At 69.6% G+C, this 16277-nt stretch carries 13 protein-coding genes and 1 pseudogene; 9 read left to right on the forward strand and 5 right to left on the reverse strand.

Features of this window, described 5'->3' with window-relative positions; translation table 11 throughout:
* Positions 1-39 precede the first annotated feature (39 nt).
* From H7F30_RS00250 to H7F30_RS00270, 5 genes are all read left to right on the forward strand, one after another.
* Entirely contained in the window at positions 40-861 is an 822-nt protein-coding gene (locus H7F30_RS00250; protein WP_187036016.1) for a CoA ester lyase, read from the forward strand.
* Positions 862-1159: 298 nt separating this feature from the next.
* Positions 1160-1561 carry an OsmC family protein gene (locus H7F30_RS00255; RefSeq protein WP_222617820.1) on the forward strand — a complete coding sequence of 134 codons (402 nt, stop codon included), beginning with the start codon at positions 1160-1162 and terminating at the stop codon, positions 1559-1561.
* Positions 1562-1702: 141 nt separating this feature from the next.
* Positions 1703-2782 (forward strand): acyl-CoA dehydrogenase family protein, encoded by a 1080-nt coding sequence (locus H7F30_RS00260; RefSeq protein WP_187036018.1) that lies wholly within the window; start codon positions 1703-1705, stop codon positions 2780-2782.
* 8 nt (positions 2783-2790) lie between these two features.
* A complete protein-coding gene (locus tag H7F30_RS00265) occupies positions 2791-3312 on the forward strand; it encodes a flavin reductase family protein (RefSeq protein ID WP_187036021.1) in 522 nt (173 codons plus the stop codon).
* Positions 3313-3339: 27 nt separating this feature from the next.
* The gene (locus H7F30_RS00270; RefSeq protein ID WP_187036023.1) at positions 3340-4269 is read left to right on the forward strand and encodes a formate/nitrite transporter family protein; all 930 of its coding nucleotides are present in this window, start codon (positions 3340-3342) and stop codon (positions 4267-4269) included.
* A gap of 81 nt (positions 4270-4350) precedes the next feature.
* Here H7F30_RS00270 and H7F30_RS00275 read toward each other — a convergent pair whose 3' ends face one another.
* Positions 4351-6075 (reverse strand): MFS transporter, encoded by a 1725-nt coding sequence (locus tag H7F30_RS00275; RefSeq protein WP_255464901.1) that lies wholly within the window; start codon positions 6073-6075, stop codon positions 4351-4353.
* A complete protein-coding gene (locus H7F30_RS00280) occupies positions 6072-6782 on the reverse strand; it encodes an LppX_LprAFG lipoprotein (protein ID WP_047310480.1) in 711 nt (236 codons plus the stop codon). Before H7F30_RS00280 ends, H7F30_RS00275 begins: the two co-directional genes overlap by 4 nt.
* A 131-nt stretch (positions 6783-6913) precedes the next feature.
* Between H7F30_RS00280 and H7F30_RS00285 the strand changes: the two genes are divergently transcribed.
* The gene (locus tag H7F30_RS00285) at positions 6914-7774 is read left to right on the forward strand and encodes an alpha/beta fold hydrolase (RefSeq protein ID WP_187036025.1); all 861 of its coding nucleotides are present in this window, start codon (positions 6914-6916) and stop codon (positions 7772-7774) included.
* A gap of 58 nt (positions 7775-7832) precedes the next feature.
* Here H7F30_RS00285 and H7F30_RS00290 read toward each other — a convergent pair whose 3' ends face one another.
* Positions 7833-8204: a TetR/AcrR family transcriptional regulator C-terminal domain-containing protein gene (locus H7F30_RS00290; protein WP_187037753.1), complete on the reverse strand. Its 372-nt coding sequence runs from the start codon at positions 8202-8204 to the stop codon at positions 7833-7835.
* A gap of 35 nt (positions 8205-8239) precedes the next feature.
* Between H7F30_RS00290 and H7F30_RS00295 the strand changes: the two are divergent.
* The 3 genes and pseudogenes from H7F30_RS00295 to H7F30_RS00305 all read left to right on the forward strand — a co-directional run.
* Positions 8240-9364 (forward strand): annotated as a pseudogene (locus H7F30_RS00295) (MFS transporter); the annotation flags it as partial.
* A 124-nt stretch (positions 9365-9488) separates the two neighbouring features.
* Positions 9489-10826, forward strand: coding sequence for a M20/M25/M40 family metallo-hydrolase (locus tag H7F30_RS00300; RefSeq protein WP_255464902.1), 1338 nt, complete (start codon positions 9489-9491; stop codon positions 10824-10826).
* A 5-nt stretch (positions 10827-10831) separates the two neighbouring features.
* Positions 10832-12262 carry an MFS transporter gene (locus H7F30_RS00305; RefSeq protein WP_187036029.1) on the forward strand — a complete coding sequence of 477 codons (1431 nt, stop codon included), beginning with the start codon at positions 10832-10834 and terminating at the stop codon, positions 12260-12262.
* A 72-nt stretch (positions 12263-12334) separates the two neighbouring features.
* Here H7F30_RS00305 and H7F30_RS00310 read toward each other — a convergent pair whose 3' ends face one another.
* Both H7F30_RS00310 and clpB read right to left on the reverse strand, forming a co-directional pair.
* Entirely contained in the window at positions 12335-13219 is an 885-nt protein-coding gene (locus tag H7F30_RS00310; protein ID WP_187036031.1) for a universal stress protein, read from the reverse strand.
* 131 nt (positions 13220-13350) lie between these two features.
* Complete coding sequence (gene clpB / locus H7F30_RS00315; RefSeq protein WP_047310482.1) at positions 13351-15990, reverse strand: ATP-dependent chaperone ClpB; 2640 nt, start codon at positions 15988-15990, stop codon at positions 13351-13353.
* Between the last annotated feature and the right edge of the window lie 287 nt (positions 15991-16277).

The following is a 16277-nucleotide window of genomic DNA, read 5'->3' on the forward strand; positions in this document are numbered from 1 at the left end:
CGTACCCCAACCGTCACCGTCTTCGACCCGGAGGAACCGATGGACACTGCAACCTCGTGGACGATGCCCGGCCCCGGCTGGCTCTTCTGCCCCGCCGACCGCCCTGAGCGTTACGCGAAGGCCGCGGCAGCCGCGGACGTCGTCATCCTCGACCTCGAGGACGCGGTGAGCCCGGACGCCAAGGCGGGCGCGCGTCAGTCGATCGTCGACGACCCGCAGGACGTCGAGCGCACGCTCGTGCGCGTCAACGCGGCCACCACGGACGAGTTCGCCGACGACCTCGCCGCGCTCGAGAAGACGCCATACCGGCGCGTCATGCTCGCGAAGACGGAGACGCGCGCCGACGTCGACAAGCTCGACGGGTACGAGGTCATCGCCCTCGTCGAGTCGCCGCTCGGCGCGGTGAACGCCTCCCAGATCGCAGCGGCCGAGAACGTCGTCGGCTTCATGTGGGGTTCGGAAGACCTCACCGCAGGGCTCGGCGGGCGCCGTAGCCGCCTCGCCGACGGCAGCTATCACCCGATCGTGACGCAGGTGCGCGGCAGCGTCCTGCTCGCCGCCAAGGCCCACGGCTGCTTCGCCCTCGACTCGGTCTTCATGGACATCGGCGATCTCGACGCCCTCGCCGCGGAGACCGACGACGCGGTGAACATCGGCTTCGACGCGAAGGTCGCCATCCATCCCAAGCAGGTCGCGGTCATCCGCGACGCCTACGCGCCCACCGACGAGCAGGTCGCCTGGGCCGAGGGCCTCCTCGCAGCCGCCGAGGGCGAGCGCGGCGTCTTCACGTACGAGGGTCAGATGGTCGACGGGCCGGTGTTCAAGCAGGCCCAGCAGATCCTGCGGCGCGCGGAGAACTGACGCCGTCCAATCACTCACATCGGAAGCCCCGACGTCGCCCCACCGGTGACGCCGGGGCTTCGTCGCAGCCTGCGTCCACATCGACGAACAAGATGTTGGGATTAGAGAAACCCCTGGTTATGGCTACGCCGGAACCCCGATCTCGACCAGGAGGCAATCCACGACCACGGTCAACGCCAAGCTCGAAGGCATCGACGCCGCGGCCCTCGACAAGCTGTCCTGCAACGCCAAGGACGACCCCTCGACCGGTCGCAAGACGCTCAAGGCACGCACCGAGTGCGAGGCCGGCTTCCGCAACATGACGTACGTGCGCGACCTCAAGCCGGTGCTCGTCGGCGAGCCGCCGGCACTCCTCGGCGACGACTCCGCGCCGAACCCGAGCGAGATGGCCCTCGCCGCCCTCGGCTCCTGCGTCTCCGTCGGCCTGCTCGCCAACGCGACGCACCGCGGCGTCACGCTCGACAAGATCACCGTCGAGATGGAGGGCGACATCGACATCTCTGCTGTCTGGGGCGTCGGCGACGTGCCGGACGACAAGCAGACGGGCTTCTCCGACGTCCGCATCAAGGTGACGCTCGCCGGTGACGCCGACGACGCCGTCCTGCAGGAGATCCACGACAACGCGATCAAGTGGTCGCCGGTCGTCGGCACCTACACGCGCAACGTGAAGGTCGACTCCGACCTCACGATCGAAGCCTGATCGCACCCCTCGAACGGCCCCGCGCCAACCCCGGTGCGGGGCCGTTCGCGTCGTCCCTGTGCGCCGCCGACGGCCCACGCACCGACGCCGACCCACTCGACGCGCCGCCCACGGCTCGCTGCCCGACCACCCGGAGGAACCATGACCACCACCGCGACCCGCGCACCCCAGACCTCCGCCCCCACGATCGACGAGGCCCTGCTCGAGGACATCCGTGAGCACGCGAGCGCCCTCGACCGCGGCGAGGAGCAGGCTCGCCGCTCCTTCCCAAAGCTCGGCGAGCGCGGCCTGCTCGATCTCGGCGCTCCGCACAACTCCGGCGGCAACCTGCCAGCCCAGGTCGACGTCATCCGCGACGTCGCCCGCGAGTGCATGAGCACCGCGTTCGCGCTGTGGGCCACGCGCATGACGATCGAGTACCTGCGCGCGGCCGGCACCGACACCGCCTCGCGCTGGGCCGACGAGCTCGCCACCGGCAACCGCCTGGGCGTGACGGTTATGGCGTCCGCGATGAAGGACGTCGCCGGCTGCGGCTCCGTCGACCTGTCGGCCACCGAAGTCGACGGCGGCTACACGATCAGCGGTTCGCTGCGCTGGGCGAGCAACCTCTACGACGACTCCCTCATGGTGAGCGCGGCCCGCGCCGGCGACGGTTCGAAGTTCGTCTTCGCCCTCCCCCTCGAGCGTGAGGGCGTGAGCCTCGGCAAGCCGTTCGGGCTGCTCGGTCTCGGTTCGACGGCGTCGTCCTTCGTCACGCTCGACGAGGTGTTCGTCAGCAACGACGAGGTGCTCTCCCGCAACTTCGAGACGTTCCTGCGCGGCATCCGCCCCACGTTCCTCACCCTGCAGACGGCGATGTGCGTCGGCCTCGCGAGCAAGAGCCTCGAGGAGGCCCGGGAAGGTCTCGTCGGTGTGAACTCCGTCTTCGCCGCCGAGGTCGACACGACGGGCGGCCGCCACGCTCTCATCGAGACGACGACGCGTCGCCTCGCCGCCTCCGTCGGCACCGAGGAGGCTCCGCGCCCGAAGGAACTGCTCTCGATGCGCCTCGCCGCCGCAGAGGTCGCGACGGCCGCTGCCGGTCTCGAGATCCGCACCGCCGGCGGCAAGGGCTACGCGAGCGCCACCCCGGCGTCGCGCCGCTTCCGCGAGGCGACCTTCATTCCCGTTCAGAGCCCCAGCGAAGGTCAGCTGCGCTGGGAGCTCTCCCAGGCGAACTGAGGCCGGGCATGGACGACAACTGGACCGACCCCGGCTACATCGACCCGGTCGCCCTGCGCAACACGATGGGCGCGTTCCCCACGGGCGTCACCGTCATCACGACGACGACCGGAGGGACGACACCCGTCGGCCTCACCGTGAGTTCGTTCACCTCGGTCTCGCTCAAGCCGCCGTTGCTCCTGGTCTGCGTGGCGCGGACGGCCGGCAGCCTGCCGGCGTTCCGCGTCGGCAAGCACATGGCCGTCAACGTGCTCGGGCGTGACCAGGAGAGCGTCGCGCGGTTGTTCGCCGGACGCAGCGAGGACCGGTTCGCCGGACTCGATTACTCCAGCTCGGCCAACGGCTCGCCCCTGCTCGCCGGCACCTCGGCGTGGGTGAGCGGCTTCGTCGAGCGCATCTACGACGCGGGCGACCACGTCATCCTCCTCACCCACATCGAGGAGATGCAGCGCAACGACAAGAGCCCCTTGCTCTACCACTCCGGCACGATGCACGACTGGAACGAAGCAGCCCTCACCTACGAGATCTGACGCTCCACCGAAACCAGAAGGACCACCATGACCGACACCCTCGAGCGCCCGGGCAACAGCGCCTCGGACGCCCAGAACAGCGACGAGCACGTGCCTGCGCACCGCTCGTCCGGCACGAGCCCGACGCCCGCAGCGCGGCCCGTCTCCGAGTTCTCGACCATCCCCGAGATGGTCGACCGCGTCGCCGCAGGCGCCCTGGAGAAGGCGAGCCACCCGCTGTCGCACTTCGTGCGCTCCCTCATCGGCGGCGTCTTCGTCGCCTTCGGCGTCCTGCTCTCCCTGACGGTGGCAACCGGCGTGTCGACACCCGGCCTCGAATCCCTCGTCATGGGCCTGGCCTTCGGGATGTCGTTCGTCCTCATCCTCGTCTCGGGCGTCTCGCTCATCACCGCCGACATGGCCGCCGGCCTCATCCTCCTGCTGCGCCGCCAGATCGGCATGGGCGCGTACGGCCGATTCCTCGGCCTCGGGCTAGTGGGAAACCTGCTCGGCACACTCTTCTTCGTGACGGTGGCTGCCCTCGCCGGCGGGCCCTATCTCGCGAAGCCGTTCACCGAGCAGGCGCTCAAGGTCGGCGTCGCGAAGAGCGGTGAGGGCACGTTCTCGGCCATCCTGCTCGCCGTCCTGTGCACCTGGTTCCTGCAGACCGCCATGTTCATGTTCTTCAAGGCACGCAATGAAGGCACCCGGATGGCGTTCGCGTTCTACGGCCCGTTCGCCTTCGTCGTCGGCGGCACGCAGCACGTCATCGCGAACATCGGCTTCATCGGTTTCCCGTGGCTGCTCCACGCGTTCCACCCCGACGCCGCGCCCGCCACGCCCATCACGTGGGACTTCGGCGATCACGGCATGCTGCGTAACCTCGCGACGACGACGCTCGGCAACTTCATCGGCGGCGCCCTGCTCGTGGCGCTCCCGTTCTACATCGTCTCGCGGCTCATGCAGCGCGAGCGCTGAGTTCCGAGCGAACGTGAAGGAGGCAGGCACCTGGCTGGGGTGCCCGCCTCCTTCACGTTGGCGGACCTGAGCCGACATCGATCAGCTCTCCAGCGGATCCGCCACGTCGCGTGCGGCGATGACCGAGCGGCCGAGGAAGAACAGTGCGATCGCGGCAGCCACGAGTGCCGCGACGCCGGCGCCGATGAAGACGGTGTGCACCTGGACGACGCCGGCGTCGCGCACCGTCTGGGCGTTGGGCCGGTCGACCTTCTGCATCTCCGTCGAGAAGCGGTGGAGACCGACGGCCGTGAGTAGCGCGAGTCCGACGACCATGCCCATCATGCGGCCGACGACGACGAGCGCGGACGTCACGCCGTGTGCGCTCTCCGGGGCGTCGGCGAGCGCCGCGTCGTTGACGGGGGCGACGGCGAGACCGATGCCGAAGCCCGCGACGAGGAGCACGAGCGTCGAGATGACGAGATCGGAGAGGGCTCCGCTGCGCCACCCCGACATGACGAGGATGGCCCCGCCCGCGAGCACGAGCCCGGGAGCCGCGACGAACGCCGGGCCGATGCGGCGCAACAGGAGACCGCCGACGAGCGCACCGATCGGCACGGCGACGAGGAAGCGCAGCAGGACGAAGGCTGCCGTCGTCTGCGAGTTCGTCATCGTGAGGCGCGCGAGCACCGGGATCTCGACGACGACCGCCACGAGGGCCGTCCCGACGAGGAACGACACGAGCAGCGCCGCAGGCACACGTCCGGTGAGCACGCCGCGCTCGATGAGCGGCTGCTTCGCCGTCAGGTGCCGCACGACGTAGCCGACGAGCAACACCCCGGTGACCGGCAGCAGCCAGACACCCGAGTCGCTCATGACCTGCTTCGAGGAGTCGGCGGTGGCGAACGTCCACACGACACACGCCAGCGCGCCGGTGAGCAGGGCCGCACCGAACACGTCGACCGCCCGAAGGCGCGGCCACCACACCGCAGCCGTGAGCACGACGAAGCCGGCGAGCAGGCCGAGACCCCAGAACCCGATCGGCGTGATGAGGCGGGACGTGTAGCCCTCGTACGGCACGAACGGCGGGCCGTACGTGACGTTGGACGTCAGCCGCTCCGGTGCCCACAGCGCCAACACGACGACGGCCGTGCCGAGAGCCCCGGCGATCCAGCCGACGCGTGCGACCCAGCGAGCGCCGAGACGCAGCGGTTCACCGGTCGGCGCGCCGCGGCCGAGCACGGCGATGACGAGGGCCAGGACGACCGCCGCGCCGGCGTTGAGCCAGAAGATGGCCCGCCAGGACCAGAACGCGAGGACGGCTGCGCCGAGCAGCGGGCCGATGACGGCACCGATCTCCTGCACGGCCGAGACCATGCCGAGGGCGACGCCGCGGCGTCCGCGCGGCAGTAGATCGGCCACCAGGGCGAGCGTGGCGGGCACGAGGCCGCCACCGCCAATGCCCTGAATGACACGGCCTCCGACGATGACCGGGAGGTCCACGGCGAGCGCCGTCACGACGCTTCCGAGGCCGAAGAGCACGAGGCACCACAGGAGCACGCGCTGGCGTGACACGAGGTCGGACAGCCGCCCGATGAGGGGAAGCACCGCGATGTAGCCGAGCAGGAAGCCCGAGACGATCGGCGCGGCACGCTGCAGCTGGTCGATACCGAGCCCGACGCCCGACATCATCTCCTCGAGCGCGAGGACGACGACGTAGGTGTCGGCAGCCGTCAACAGGACGGCGAGCGCTGCCGTGGCGAGCAGCGCCTTCGATCGGGGCGTCGGCTCGCTCATGGCGGGCGTCACGGTGGCGTCCGTGCTCATGCGGGCTTGGAGATCGTCGCCTTCTGCCCGAACTTCGACATCTCGAGGTTGTACGTGGCGTCGGACGAGTCGAAGAACGAACCGTTGATCGACATCGAACGCATCTCGTTCTTGTCGTTGAGACCGACCTCGACCGTGTAGTTCTTACGCGTGCGCCCGAAGCCCATGGCTTTCGTGGCGGTGGGTCCGTCGACCGTGCCCTTGAACAGGGTCACCTTCTCGCCGCCGACGAGCTTCTCGCCCGTCTTCTTCATGTCCTTGCTCAGCACCGGCAGTGCCGGGAGGCCCTTCGAGGCGTTGAACAGCGACGACGGCAGCGGCACACCCATGTCGTCGAGGTTGACGGCGATGTACTTCGACGAGAAGCCGGGCTTGACCCAGCTCTCCTTCTCAATGCTGATGACCTCGGCCTTGACGTCGCTGCCGCCGGTGTTCGCGGTGACCGTGCCCTTGAACGACTGCGGCGAGTTGACGACGTCGCCCTCACCGGACTTCAGGGACGACTCCTGGTCCGGCGTCCCCGAGGAGGTGAGCTTGACGTGGTAACCCGCCGTCTTCGCCATGACGTCCTGCGCGGCCTTGAGGCGCGTGCTGGCGTCGCTGTCGTCCGACGTGTCGGACTTCTTCGTCGACGAGCACCCGGCGAGGGCGAGCGTGGCGAAAGCTCCGGCGAGCGCGATGCGGCGGGAGGGCAACTGTGCGGTCATGCGGTCAACCTATCCATCGGGGGCGCGCGAGCGCCCCATTTGTGCGCATTGGCGTTTCCCGATTGAGACGCTCGCCGGAGCCTTCCCGGTTCCGCCCACCTGACGGCGGCAGCGTGTGTTTGGGTGTGTTCATGGCCCGCATCGACTGGAACACCCGCGAAGTGACTGCGCCCGACGGCGCCCGACTTGCCGTCTTCGTCCACGAACCGGCCGGTCTCGCCCCGGACGCGACGACGATCGTCATGGCGCACGGGTGGACGCTGGATCACCGCTCCTGGGAGCCCGTCGCCGAGCGGCTCGCCGCCGAGGGCGGACGTCGCATCGTGGCGTGGGATCAGCGTGGACACGGCGGCTCCAGCGTGGCCGGTGGCGCACGACGCGGCGGCGAGGCGAGTGTGCACGCACTCGGGGACGACCTCGCCCTCGTCATCGAGAAGGCCGTTCCGGAGGGCTCACCGATCATCCTGGCGGGCCACTCGATGGGCGGCATGACGATCATGGCGTTCGCGGGCATGCACCCCGACGTCGTGCGTGAGCGGGTCACGTCCGTCGTCCTCGTGGCGACCTCGGCCGGGCAGCTGCGCGGTCTGCGCATCCCCGGCGAAGCCCTCGCCATGCGGGCCCTGAGCCACATCCCGTGGCGCCCGGGTGTTTTCGCGACGACGCGTTCGCAGCGCATCGCGTTCGGCCAGGACGCCCGCAAGGAGGACGTCATCGCCGCGCGCGCCCAGATGCGCGGCACCCGCCTGTCGACGACGGGCAGCTACTACAAGGCCCTCATGGCCCACGACGAACTCGCGGCCCTTGAGTCACTCAAGGACACCCCGGTGACGATTCTCGTCGGCACGCGCGACATGCTCACCCCGCCGCGTCACGCCAAGGCGCTCGCCGAGGCACTGCCGGACGCCGACGCTCAGTTCCTCGAGGGCAAGGGGCACATGCTCACCTACGAGGCGCCCGACGAGGTGGCCGCCGCCATCCTCCGATCCTGAGCGGCCACCGGGGCACCGGTCCCGCGTTTCCCAGGCAACTTCTCGGGGCGGCTTGCCGTCAGGCGAGCCCTGCCTGACGCTCCAGCCCCGCGAGGATGAGGTCGAGGCCGGCGACGAACTGCTCGAAGTCGTCGTGGTCGCGGAAGATCGGCGCCATCGAGTGTGCGAAGGGAAACACCTCGGGGTCGCGCTGCATCCACGTGTCGGCCCACTCGCCGAGGTAGCGCTCGCGCATCTCGTCGGGGTTCTCGCCCGGCTCGGGTTCGGGTGCCTGCTCGATCGCCATCTGCGCGCCCATGCCGACGACGTAGTTGACGACGGCCGAGACGGCCTGGAAGCGCTGGCGATCCGTGAGGTCGAGGCGCAGCAGGTGTTGGCCGATGCCCTCCCAGAACACGAGTGAGTTCTCCTGCAGCTCCATGTCGTGCATGAAGTGCGCCGCCGTCCACGGGTGCGCCTGGCGGAACGCTCGGCGACATGTTCGGTCGCCGCCGCAGCCTCCTGCTCGGTCTCAGCGCCTTCGGCGCCGTCAGCCTCGGCGTCCTCTTCATCGACGCGGCGTGGCAGCTCGTCGCCATCCGCGCCCTGCTCGGCATGGCGGCCGCCTTCATGGCCCCCGCCACGATGTCACTCACCTTCCGCCTCTTCGACGACGACAAGCTGCTTGGCAAGGCGATCGGCCTCATCGTCACTGTCGCGATGATCGGCTTCGCCATCGGCCCGGTGCTCTCGGGCCTCGCCGTCGAGCACATGAGCTGGCACGTCCTGCTCCTGCTCAACGCGCCCGTCGCCCTCATCGCCGCGCTCGGTGTTGCCTGGGGCATCCCGGCCGACGAGAAGAGCGAACTTCGCACCGGCAGCCTCGACACCGTCGGAGCCTTCTTCTCCATCACGACGCTCGCCGTCGGCCTCTACTCCTTCACCAGCGGCGTCCAGAACGGCTGGGCCTCGACGACGACGCTCACCTGCTTCGCCGTCGCCGTCGCCGCAGGCATCGGCTTCTACCTTCGTGAGCGCAGCGCCGCCAACCCGATGGTCGACCTCAACCTGCTCGCTCGCCCCGCCGTCCGCGGCAGCGCCCTTATCCAGACCGCCGTCATGCTCGCCATGGTCGGCACGATGTACGGCACCTCGCAGCAGTTCCAGTTCGCCTGGGGCTGGAGCCCGGTCGAGGCCGGTTTCGCCAACCTGCCGTTCGTCTTCGCGATGCTCGCCGCGTCGCCCCTGGCCGACAAGCTCATCGCGACGATCGGTCAGCGCAAGACGTCGGTCTTCGGCGGCTCGATGGCGGTGCTCGGCCTCGTCGTCATGACGTTCGCCGTCGCGCAGAACTTCATCGCCATCGCGGCAGCCACGATGATCCTCGTCGTCGGCGTCCGCTGCACCATGAGCAGCGCCGCCCTCGCCCTCATGGGCGACCTGCCCGACGACCAGACGTCCTTCGGTGCCGCGCTCAACGACACCGTGCAGGAGCTCGGTAACTCGGTCGGCGTCGCCATCATCGGCACCGTCATGGCCGTCGTCGTCGCCGGCTTCGTGGCCCTGGGCGCCCGCTCCCTCACGGACTCGAAGGCCACCGACGAGCACTGAGCCACGACCCCCTCACGATGTTGAGCGGTGAGCGCGACACCGATGCCGCGCTCACCGCTCAACATCGTCATGGGGTGGGGCGGTTTCGGCACGGGGCGCCGGGCCTCGGTCGTAGCGTGAGCCCATGTCGAACCACGACCCTGCCCAGGCGATGACGGACGACGACGCGGTGGCCGCTTTCCGTGCCGCGTTGCGCCACCCGACCGTCGCCGGAAGCGCCTACGACGCCGCGGTGTTCAGCGCGTTTCACGAGACGCTGCGCTCGTCGTTCCCCTTGCTGTTCGCCGCGGCGGAGTCGGTCGAGGTGCCGGGCGACGCTCTGCTCCTGCGCGTCGGCGGAACCACCGACGCCGATCCGCTCGTCCTCATGGCTCACCAGGACGTCGTCCCGATCGAACCGAGCGACACGTGGACCCACCCGCCCTTCGACGCCCATGACGACGGGGAGTTCCTCTGGGGCCGAGGAACACTCGACGACAAGGGTTCCCTCGTCGCCATCTGCGTGGCGATAGAGCGGTTGCTCGGCCGCGGGGTCACGCCCCGTCGCGACGTCTGGCTCTCCTTCGGCGCCGACGAGGAAGTCATGGGTCATCACGCCGCGGCCGCCGTCGAGGCGTTGCGGGCGCGCGGCGTCACGCCGTTCGTCGTGCTCGACGAGGGCGGCGCCGTGGCTTCCGAGGTCTTCCCCGGCGTGACGAAGCCCGTCGCGATGATCGGCGTCGCCGAGAAGGGCACGGCCGATCTCCGGCTCGTCGCACACGGCGACGGCGGGCACGCCTCGACCCCGAAGAGGGGCGGCGCCACGGCGAAACTGGCCCGCGCCATCTCGGCACTCGACGCCAACCCCGCCCCCGCGCGGCTGACGCCGACCGCCGTCGCGATGTTCGAGGCTGTCGCCGAGGTCGCGGCCCGACCCCTCTCGCTCGTCCTGGGCCGGATCGGGTCGGCGAGCGGCCTCTTCGCCCGGGTTCTCACGCGCCTCGGCCCCGAGACCGCCGCGATCGTCCGCACGACGCGGGCCGTCACGATGCTCGAGGGCTCGAAGGCCCAGAACGTCATCGCGACCACCGCGACAGCCGGCGTCAACATGCGCATCAGTGTCGGCGAGAGCCTCGACGAAGCGGTGCACGCCGTCGAGCGGGCCGTCAGGCCCCACGCACAGGTCGAGCTCATCGGCGGCAGCGGGCCGACGCAGGTGGCACCCGTCGATCACCCCGCGTTCGAGACGCTGCGCCGCGTGACACGCGAGGTGCTGGCCGACGCACACGTCGCTCCCTACGTCATGAACCAGGCCACGGACGCCCGTCACTTCCACGCCGTGTGGCCGCACGTCTATCGCTTCACCCCGTTCCATATGTCGAAAGCGCAGCGCGAGAGTCTGCACAACGTCGACGAGCGCATCACGCGGGCCTCGTGGCTCGAGGGCGTGCGCTGGTACGAGCGTCTCGTCGAGGAGGCCTGATTCCCGTGGAGAAGAGCACGCGATCGGGCGGCGACGTCGTTCCGAAGATCGCCGCCGTCGTCGGCTTCCTCGTCGTGGTGGAACTGACATCCGGCGTCATCCAGGGCTACTTCACGCCGCTCTACACCGATATCGCGCGGCATCTGGGCATCCACGACGCCGATGTGAACTGGTTCGAGGCGGCGCAGTTGCTCGTCTCCGCGGTCACGGTGCCGGTGTTGGCGCGCCTCGGCGACATCGTCGGGCACAAACGCGTACTCCTGCTCTCCAGTGCGATCACGGCGTGCGCCGCATGGGGCGTCGCCTTCGCGCCGAACTTCTGGCTCTTCCTCATCGCCTGGGCGCTCATGGGGCCGTACGTCGTGTGGCTGCCGCTCGAGATCGCGCTCGTTCACCGGCGCACGAAGGGCGATAGCTCGCGCACCCGGACGGCTGCTGCCGTGCTCGTCCTCGCGCTCGAGGTCGGCGTCATTGCAGGAGCGCTGACGTCAGGCGCCCTCCAACCGGTGATCGGCATGACGGGTCTGCTCGCCATCCCGGCAGTCGCGATCACGGCGTGCTTCGTCGTCATCTGGTTCGGGGTGCCCGAGACGCCCCCGACGGGCTCGCACCGCCTCGACCTGCCGGGTGCCGCGCTGCTGTGCGGGTTGTTGCTCGCCGTCATGGCCGGGCTGATGCTCGTGCGCTTCGTCGGGCCGGGAAGCCCGTGGCCGTGGTTGGCCCTCGTCGTCGGAGCCGGCCTTGTCGTGCCGTTCGTGCGCCACGAGATGCGCCACCCCGACCCGGTCATCGACGTACGCCTCCTGCGTGAGCGCCGTCAGTTGTCGGTGCAGCTGGCCACCGGCCTGTTCGGCTTCAGCGTGCTCGGCGCCCAGATCCCGCTGTCGACGTTCGCCCGCACCGACCCGGACGTCACGGGCTACGGCCTCGGCGCCAGCGCGGGTGGGGTCTCGATGCTCATCGGCGGCTACGTGCTGTCCATGGGGCTCGGTGCCGTGACGGCGCCCGCGCTCGCGAAGCGGCTCGGCGAGTTCGGCGCGTTGGCGGTGGCCGCGTGCCTCGTGGCGCTCGGGTACGGGCTCAACGTCGTCAGTCACGGTTCGGTCGTCGGCCTGCTCGTCAACATGATGATCGCCGGAATCGGAAGCGGCGCCCTCGTGGCGGCGCTCCCGGTGGCCGCCGCCGGTGCGGCACCGGCGTCGCACACGGGCCAGATGACGGGGCTGACGAACATGGCGAAGACGGTGGGCGGCGCGATCGCGTCCAGCATCTTCGCCCTGTGCCTGGCCTCGGCCGGGCAGACGGAGGACGTGGGCGACCACGCGCCGCTTGGCGGCTACCTCGCCGTCTGGGCAATCTGCTCGGCCACGGCCGTCGGCGCGGCCCTCCTGCTGTGGCGCGCCCGCCGAGTGAGCGGTGGCCCCGAACCCCAGTGATGCAGAAAGTGGAGGTTGTGCACGAAATATCGTGCACAACCTCCACTTTTCGCGGTCAACCAGGCGTCAGCCTCAGCGGGCGTCGCTGCGGGGAACGATGATCATCGGCACCGGCAGAGCGGCGAGCATGCGCGTGGCCGACGTGCCGAGGAACGTCGTGCGCCCGCGCGCCAGGCGCGAGGAGCCGACCATGAGGGCCGTGCGCTCGTCCCAGTCCATCTTCTTGACGGCGTGCTTGAGCGAGCGGCCCTTGCCGACGCGCGTCGTGACGTCGGCGCGCGCACCGATGCGCTTCGCCGCGTTCGCGAGCACGCGCTCGGCCTCGTCGAAACCGTCGACGTGCAGCTGCTTGTCGTCCTTGAGCGAGACGAGCGAGACGAGGTCGAGCGGCAGGCCGACGCGGGCAACACCCTCGGCTGCCTCGAGCACGATCTCCTGCGCGCCCGGGCGCGGGCCGATGGCCGCCGACAGCGACGCGAGGGTGTCGAACTTCGACTTGCGGTAGTTACGCGGCGCCATCGCCACCGGAACGGGGCTCGCGTGGAGCAGACCCCCGACGATGGGGTTCGTCGCCACGGCCTGACCGGGGCCGGAACCGGCACCGATGACGATCATGGCCGAGCCGAGCTGCTCGGCGGTGCGCAGGATGCCCTGCGTGATCGACGTGTCGTGCGCGACGTGCGTCTCGACGTTGACGTCCTTGTCGACCGACTTCGCGGCCTTCTTCAGCCAGCCGCGGGCCTCCTTCTCCACCCCCTTCTCGAAGCTCGTGTCGCCGATGGCCAGCGTCGCCGTGTGCGTGGGGTGGTGCACGACGTAGACGATGTCGAGTGTGGCGTCGAAGGTGCGCGCCAGCACGGAGCCCAGCTTGAGGGCGTCCTGGGAGCGCTTGTCGCCACCCCAGGCGACGAGGTAGCGGGAGCCGCCCGCGGGCACTGCAGAGTCGTTGTTTGCCATGAGTCGAACTTACCGCCCGTCGGGTGAGATTGGTCCCCTCCCAAGGGTGCTCCCCTGAACGAGAAACCGTGGCCGGCACGAAGAGAGGCGGCGGCTCCCAGGGGAACCGCCGCCTCTCGTGAGGGAACGTGTCAGCTCACGGCACCGGGCACGACCTTGAGGCCCGTGACCGGAGCCTCCATACCCGCCGGCGCCTCGACACCCTCGGGCATCTTCAGCGCCTCGCCGCGCTCGACGTCGATGACGACGTTCTGCCCGTCGAGCACCTCGCCGCCGAGCAGCGCACGCGCGAGGCGGTCGCCGATCTCCTTCTGCACGAGTCGGCGCAGCGGACGTGCGCCGTAGGCCGGGTCGTAACCCGTCGCGGCGAGCCACTCGCGCGCGGCCGGCGTCACGTCGAGCGTGATGCGGCGGTCGGCGAGGCGGCGGCTGAGCGACGCCACCTGCAGTTCGACGATGTGCGAGAGCTCGTCCTGCGTCAGCGGATCGAAGATGACGACCTCGTCGAGACGGTTGAGGAACTCGGGCTTGAACTGCCCGCGCACCGCACCCATGACGGCGTCACGCTTCGCGTCCGGGCTCATCGTCGGGTCGACGAGGTACTGGCTGCCCAGGTTCGAGGTCATGACGAGGATGACGTTGCGGAAGTCGACCGTGCGGCCCTGACCGTCCGTGAGGCGTCCGTCGTCGAGCACCTGCAGCAGGATGTCGAAGGTCTCGGGGTGAGCCTTCTCCACCTCGTCGAGCAGCACGACCGAGTACGGGCGACGACGCACGGCCTCGGTGAGCTGTCCGCCCTCTTCGTACCCGACGTATCCGGGCGGCGAGCCGATGAGGCGAGCCACCGCGTGACGCTCCGAGTACTCCGACATGTCGATGCGCACCATGGCGCGCTCGTCGTCGAAGAGGAAGTCGGCGAGCGACTTCGCGAGTTCCGTCTTACCCACACCCGTCGGGCCGAGGAAGAGGAACGAACCGGTCGGACGATCGGGGTCGGCAATGCCGGAGCGCGAACGGCGCACGGCGTCGGACACAGCCTCCACGGCATCACGCTGGCCGATGAGACGCTCACCGAGGAAGTCCTCCATGCGCAGGAGCTTCTCGGTCTCGCCCTCGAGCAGGCGGCCTGCGGGGATGCCGGTCCAGGCTGCGATGACCTCGGCGATGTCGTCGGCTCCGACCTCCTCGGAGACCATCGGCGCCTCACCACCGGCCGTCGAGCTGGTGGCCTCGGCCGCCTGGGCCTCCTCGAGCTGCTTCTCGAGCGTCGGGATGTCGCCGTAGAGCAGCTTCGACGCCGACGCGTAGTCGCCCTCGCGCTGCAGCCGCTCGGCCTGCGTGCGCAGGTCGTCGATCTGAGCCTTGAGGTCGCCCACCTTGTTGAGGCCGGCCTTCTCCGCCTCCCAGCGCGCCGTCAGCGCGGCGAGTTGCTCCTCGGTGTCGGCGAGGTCGGCCCGCAGCTTCTTGAGCCGGTCGACGGACGCCGGGTCGGTCTCGTTCTCGAGGTGCAGCTCCTCCATCTTGAGACGGTCGACGCTACGGCGCAGCTGGTCGATCTCGACCGGCGAGGAGTCGATCTCCATGCGCATGCGCGATGCGGCCTCGTCGATGAGGTCGATGGCCTTGTCGGGCAGCTGACGGCTCGTGATGTAGCGGTCGCTCAGCGACGCCGCGGCGACGAGCGCCTGGTCCGCGATGGCCACCTTGTGGTGCGCCTCGTAGCGCTCCTTGAGCCCGCGCAGGATGGCGATCGTGTCCTCGACGCTCGGCTCACCGACGAACACCTGCTGGAAGCGACGCTCGAGCGCCGGGTCCTTCTCGATGTTCTCGCGGTACTCGTCGAGCGTCGTCGCGCCGACGAGGCGCAGTTCGCCGCGCGCGAGCATCGGCTTGAGCATGTTGCCCGCGTCCATCGACGAGTCGCCGCCGGCGCCCGCGCCGACGACCGTGTGGATCTCGTCGATGAAGGTGACGATCTCGCCGTCGGAGCTCTTGATCTCCTCGAGAACGGCCTTGAGGCGCTCCTCGAACTCGCCGCGGTACTTGGCTCCGGCGACCATGGCGCCGAGGTCGAGCGAAATGAGGCGCTTGTCGCGCAAGCTCTCCGGCACGTCACCGGCGACGATGCGCTGTGCGAGACCCTCGACGACGGCCGTCTTGCCGACGCCGGGCTCACCGATGAGCACCGGGTTGTTCTTCGTTCGGCGGCTGAGCACCTGCACGACGCGACGGATCTCGCTGTCGCGGCCGATAACCGGGTCGAGCTTGCCCTCGCGGGCGACGGCGGTGAGGTCGGTACCGAACTTCTCGAGCGCCTCGAAGGTGCCCTCCGGGTCGGCGTTCGTCACCTTGCGCCCGCCACGTGTGCCCGGGATCGCAGCCTCGATGCCCTCGGCGTCGAGCGACGAGAAACGGCCGGTGCGCGCGAGCGCGAGAAGGATGTGGTCGGTGGAGGTGAACGAGTCACCCATCGACGACATGATCGTGCGCGCCTGCTCGAGGATGTTGAGCAGTTCGCGGCTCATGCCCGGCTGTCCGACGCTGGCGCCGCTCGAGCTGGGGTACGTGGCGAGCACGCGGTCGGCCTCCGCCGTGACGGCGGCCGGGCTCGATGCCGAGGCCTCGAGCAGGGGACGCGTCGTCGTGTCGGTCTGCTCGACGAGCGCCTTGAGCATGTGGGCAGGCTCGATCGACGGGTTGCCCGCCGTCTGCGCTGCGGTTACGGCGCCGGAGAGGGCCTCCTGCGCCTTCGTGGTCAGTTGAAGATCCACTGGCTGACTCCTTGCCCTTGAAACGTGTGCGATGCGTGCTGCTTTCACCGTGTCACTGGGAACAGTTCTACTGGGTGCAACACTGCTTGTCATCGTCAACGACAGGAAAGTTGAGCCTATTCCACTCAAGGCGGTCGGCCAGCGCGGCGTTTCTCCATCAACGACACGGTCACCGACGTCGCTGCCGGTTCGCTGCTGCGAGATGCGGACCTCGACGAGTCAGGGAGGCGACGCCGGATCGGAGCCCACGAGCCCCCCGCAACCATCCTCCCGGCTCGCGCCGGACG

This window comes from Dermacoccus sp. PAMC28757, from assembly GCF_014302635.1.
In the GTDB taxonomy this organism is placed as follows: Bacteria; Actinomycetota; Actinomycetes; order Actinomycetales; family Dermatophilaceae; genus Dermacoccus; species Dermacoccus abyssi.